4 protein-coding genes are annotated in these 4,854 nt (G+C 70.3%); all 4 read right to left on the bottom strand.

The window, feature by feature from the left end:
• Positions 1-863 (bottom strand): tetratricopeptide repeat protein (locus tag OPU66_RS14635; RefSeq protein WP_498554383.1); only part of this gene is annotated, 863 nt, incomplete at its 3' end.
• Between the two features lie 141 nt (positions 864-1,004).
• Entirely contained in the window at positions 1,005-2,480 is a 1,476-nt protein-coding gene (gene ftsZ / locus OPU66_RS14640; RefSeq protein WP_498554385.1) for a cell division protein FtsZ, read from the bottom strand.
• Between the two features lie 111 nt (positions 2,481-2,591).
• A complete protein-coding gene (gene ftsA, locus OPU66_RS14645; RefSeq protein WP_498554386.1) occupies positions 2,592-3,878 on the bottom strand; it encodes a cell division protein FtsA in 1,287 nt (428 codons plus the stop codon).
• The coding region (locus OPU66_RS14650) for a cell division protein FtsQ/DivIB (protein ID WP_498554387.1) at positions 3,875-4,854 on the bottom strand (980 nt) is incomplete at its 5' end. The genes OPU66_RS14650 and ftsA, both read right to left, overlap by 4 nt.

Raw genomic sequence — 4,854 nt, forward strand, 5'->3', positions numbered from 1 at the left:
GGGGCAGGCGTCGGCGTCGGCGCGGCGGCCGCCCCCGGCGCGCTGCGGATCACCGGGGCCAGCCGCGCGGCCTGCGACATCGGGGCCATCGCCGCCACCTGCGCATCGGCTTCGGCCCCGGCCATGCGGACGCCATCGGCGGGCATTTCGCCCAGATGGACGGCAGCGGCCTTTTGCGCCGGGGTCAGCGCGCTAAGCCTCGCCATGAACGGGGTCATCAGCGCGGCCATGCGTTCGGGCATCACCTGCCCGACAATCTGGTTTGCGCCCGCCATGTCGCCGGTCAGCGCCAGCACGAATGCGCGCGCGCGCCACGCCGCCTGATCGCGCTTGTAAAGCAGCGGATCGAGCAGCTTGAGCGCGCCGGCGCGATCACCGCTGATCGCCAGCGACAGCGCATAACGCCGCGTCACCTCGTCATTACCGCCGCGCTGCAGGGCGATGGCATAGTCGCGCTGCGCCCGGCGCTGGTCGCCGCGCAGGTCGAATGCCAGCCCGCGGTCGCCGGCAATGTCCGCCTCGGGCACGCCAAGCGCGGTCGCGGCCTCGAACATGCGCAGCGCGTCGCGCGGATTGTCGTTCATCAGCAGCGCGCGGGCGAGGCCGGCCTTGACCCGGCCGTTGCGCGGGGCCTGTTCATCGGCACGCGCGAAAAAGCCGAGTGCCGCATTGCTGTCGCCGACGCCCAGCGCCGCCTCGCCCGCGCCGATCAGCGCCGGCAGGCTCGTCGGGTCGCGCGCCAGATCACGCAGATGCTGGGACAGCCGCTCGGCAGCGCCGGCGGCGGGCTGGGCATGAACGGGCGCTGCCAGCGCCAATGCCAGCGCCGCCCATCCGCTGCCGAAAAGGGAGGATCGGATCACGATGCGAGCATAGCTGCACCGCGGCCACTGTCGCCAATCCGAACAGCGCCGCGGCGCGCCCAGATGTGGCGAGACGGCGACGAACCGGAGTTCGCCGCCGCCCCGGGGCATGAACGCCATGCCCCGTCAGCGCCCGCCGGCTTACTGGTTGTTCTGACGGTTGAGGAAGCGCGGAATGTCGAGCGGGTCGGACCGCTCGTCCTCCGGCGCGCCCGGCGTGCGGGCGGAGCCGCGCGCGATCGACGACATGCGCTCGAACAGCGTGCCGCCGCCGGGGCGCGGCGCCTTTTCCTCGCGCCCGCCCTTGAGCCAGGACGGCGCCGCCGGTTCGGGCTGGGGCGCGGGCGCGGGTTCGGCCGCCGGGGCGTCGAGCAGCAGTTCGTCATGCACCGGGGGCGCTGCCTGAGGCTGGGGCGCGGCGGCAACCGGTTCGGCGACCGGTGTGTCGAGCGTCAGCGGCTCGGCCTCGGCAACATCGTCGACGAAGCGCACATCCTCTTCCGGAGCGGCGACGGGCGCAGACTGGGCCGCGGGGGTCGGCTCGACGGTCTTGGCCGCGGGCATCACGAACGGACGCGGCTCGGCCTTGTCATCGGCCTTGCGCGCGCCGGGAAAGGAAAAGACGCGCGCCGGTTCGGGCTGGGCGGCCTGTTCGGCCTCGATCCCGGTCGCGACGACCGAGACGCGGATCTTGCCTTCCAGCTCGTTGTTGAACGCCGAACCCCAGATGATGTTGGCTTCGGGGTCGACCAGTTCGCGGATATGGTTGGCGGCCTCGTCGACCTCCATCAGGCGCATGTCTTCGCCCCCGGTGATCGAGATGATGACGCCCTTTGCGCCCTTCATCGACACGCCGTCGAGCAGCGGGTTGGCGATCGCCTTTTCCGCCGCCTCGATGGCGCGGTTGTCGCCGGTCGCCTCGCCGGTGCCCATCATCGCCTTGCCCATCTCGCCCATCACCGAGCGGACATCGGCAAAGTCGAGATTGATCAGGCCGGGCATGACCATCAGGTCGGTGATGCCGCGCACGCCCTGCTGCAATACCTGATCGGCCATCTGGAACGCTTCCTTGAAGGTCGTGTTCGGATTGGCGATCAGGAACAGATTCTGGTTGGGAATGACGATCAGCGTGTCGACATGCTTTTGCAGCTCGGCAATGCCCGATTCCGCCGACTTCATCCGCCGCGTGCCTTCAAAGCTGAACGGCTTGGTGACGACGCCGACGGTCAGGATGCCGCGCTCGCGCGCCGCCTTGGCGATCACCGGGGCAGCACCGGTGCCGGTGCCGCCGCCCATGCCGGCGGCGATGAAGCACATATGCGCACCGTCAAGCGCGCGTTCGACCTGCTCGATCGTTTCCTCGGCGGCGGCGCGGCCGATTTCGGGGCGCGAGCCCGCGCCCAGACCCTGGGTGATCTTGAGACCAAGCTGGATCCGCCGTTCGGCGGGCGAGGCATTGAGCGCCTGGGCATCGGTGTTGCAGACGATGAAATCAACGCCCTGCACCTCGGATGCGATCATGTTGGCGATCGCATTGCCACCCGCGCCGCCGACGCCGATCACGCTGATCCGCGGCCGCAGCTCATCGACCTCGGGCGGGATAAACTCGATGCTCATACCTCAAAAACTCCCGTCGCTTTCCCCGTCGGCGAAGCGCTCGCCCCCGCATCACTTATGAATCAGCGGATTCACCAAATCGAGCCAAATCTTAATAATCCACAACATTATTCACAGATTGGTCCGGAACGCCGCCACCAGTCGCTGGATCAGCGCCGATCCGCTGGCCCTGACCATCGTCTGCGCCGCGGCAAGCGGCGCGGTGCGCAGATCGACCGGGTCGGACGCGGCATAGCAGGTCAGCCCGGCCAGCGTCGCAAAGGCCGGGCCGCTATGCGCATCGGGCAGCCCCGCCAGCCCGCGCGGCCGGCCGACCCTGACCGCACGGCCAAGCACGCCCTGCGCATAATCGGCCATGCCCTTGAGTTCGGCCCCGCCCCCGGTCAGCACCACCTGACGGCCATTGGGCCCGGCAAAGCCCATATCCTTGAGCGCCCGGGAAATATCGCCCATCATCTGTTCCAGCCGCTGGCGGATCACCGCGATCAGCTGGGCGCGGGTGATGCGCTGGAGGTCGCCCCCCTCCTCCTCGGCCGACAGCGGCGCGACGTCGATCATGTCGTGATTGTCGCGCGGGCTGGCGGTTGCCGAGCCGTAAAAGCATTTCATCCGTTCGGCCTGTGCGCGCCTTGTGCCGAACGCCGAGGCGATGTCGTCGGTGATGTCGGCCGCCCCGATGGGCAGCGAGGCAAGCGCGACCAGCACCCCGCCCGAAAACAGCGACACGTTGGTGACGCCCGCGCCCAGCTCGACCAGCGCGACGCCCAGATCGCGTTCCTCGTCCGACAGGCAGGCAAGCCCGGTCGCGACCGGCGCGGCGACGATGGCGCGCACATCCAGATGTGCGCTCCGGACGCATAGATCGAGGTTGCGCACCGGCGACGGATCGGCGGCGACGACATGGATGTTGACGCCCAGCCGGTCGGCATGCAGCCCGCGCGGGTTGCGGACGTCGGTCAGCCCGTCGATGGTGTAGAGCGTCGGCTGCGCGTGCAGCACCATCCGCCCGGCCGGATCGATCGACTCGCGCCCGGCGGCGAGCAGCTGGTCGATATCCTGCTGCTCGATCCGGTGGCCGCCCAGCTCGACCTCGACCGAGGCGATGTTGCTCACCAGCCCGCCGGCTGAAAAGCTGACCCACACATCCTCGATATTGACGCCCGCAATGCGTTCGGCCTGTTCCACCGCCTCGCGCACCGCCAGTTCGGTCGCCGCCATGTCGGCGACATAGCCGCGCTTCACGCCCCGGCTTTCGCGCTGGCCGGTGCCCAGCACCTCGATGCCCCCGCTTTCGCCGCGCGCGGCGATCAGCGCCGATACCTTGGATGATCCGATGTCGAGCGCCGTGATCAGCCGCTCCGTCCGCGCGCCCGCGCTCCGCCCGTCCCGTCTGCTCATATGCTGTCGCTCACCCTCGCCAGTCCGCCATTGCGCGCGGCAGGGCGCGCCGGCCGGACACCCCCCGCGCCGGGTGCCGCCGCGCCCTCCGCCCCGTCACCCGCAGTTTCATCGGCCGCGTCGATGGCGGCATCGTCCGCCTGATCGTCGATTGCCCGCGCCTGGCGGTTGATCCGCGCGACGAAGCGGGTGGGATCGCGCATGTCGAAGCGCACGAACTGCCCGCCGAGCAGCCGCCGGTCGGAATCGAGCCGCGCGAATTTGACCAATGCGGTTTTGGCCGCCGCCTCGCCCTCGGGCAGGGCCAGCGTCTCGCCCGACTGGAAGCGCAGATCCCAGCGCCGGTCGCCGATCCAGGTCGCGCCGACCAGCACCGGGCGCAGCGCCGGGGCCTTGTCGATCAGCGCCAGCAGCTGTCCGGCATGGCGGTTGGCATCGGGGCCGATCAGCAGCGGCAGATCCGGCATCGCCACCGCCGACACATCCTCCAGCACCACCCCGGCGGCATCGACGAGGCGCAGCCGCCCCTGATGCTGCCAGACCGCCGCCGGCTGCCGCTCGACCAGATCGACGACCAGCGTGTCGGGCAGCCGGCGCGACACCCGCGCATCGGCGATCCAGCCATAACGCAGCAGCTGTTCGCGCACCCGGTCGAGATCAACGAGCGGCATCGCCAGCGAATGCTGGTCGAAGGCGATGGCATAGACGGTCAGCCGGTCCATGTTGCGCACGCCGGTCAGTTCGACCCGCTTGACCTGAAAGCCCGCCCGCGCAGTCAGGTCGGCCAGCGCCGCCCCCGCCATTGCCGGCACCCCCATCAGATGGAGGATGAGGAGCGCAATCGCCGCCCCGCCGGCCAGGATCGCGCCGGTGACCATGCGCTCGACCGTCTCCGGGCTGATCGGCGCAAGGCCGAGCAGCCGCGCGAACAGCCCCGGCCGGGCCGGAGCCGCCGTCCGCGCGCGCCGTGCCGGCG

The sequence above is a fragment of the Sphingomonas sp. URJC2 genome (genome assembly GCF_059803575.1).

Coding starts and splice junctions, on each gene's coding strand:
- ftsZ (WP_498554385.1), bottom strand. CDS start 2,480: ATGAGCATCGAGTTTATCCCGCCCGAGGTCGATGAGCTGCGGCCGCGG.
- ftsA (WP_498554386.1), bottom strand. CDS start 3,878: ATGAGCAGACGGGACGGGCGGAGCGCGGGCGCGCGGACGGAGCGGCTG.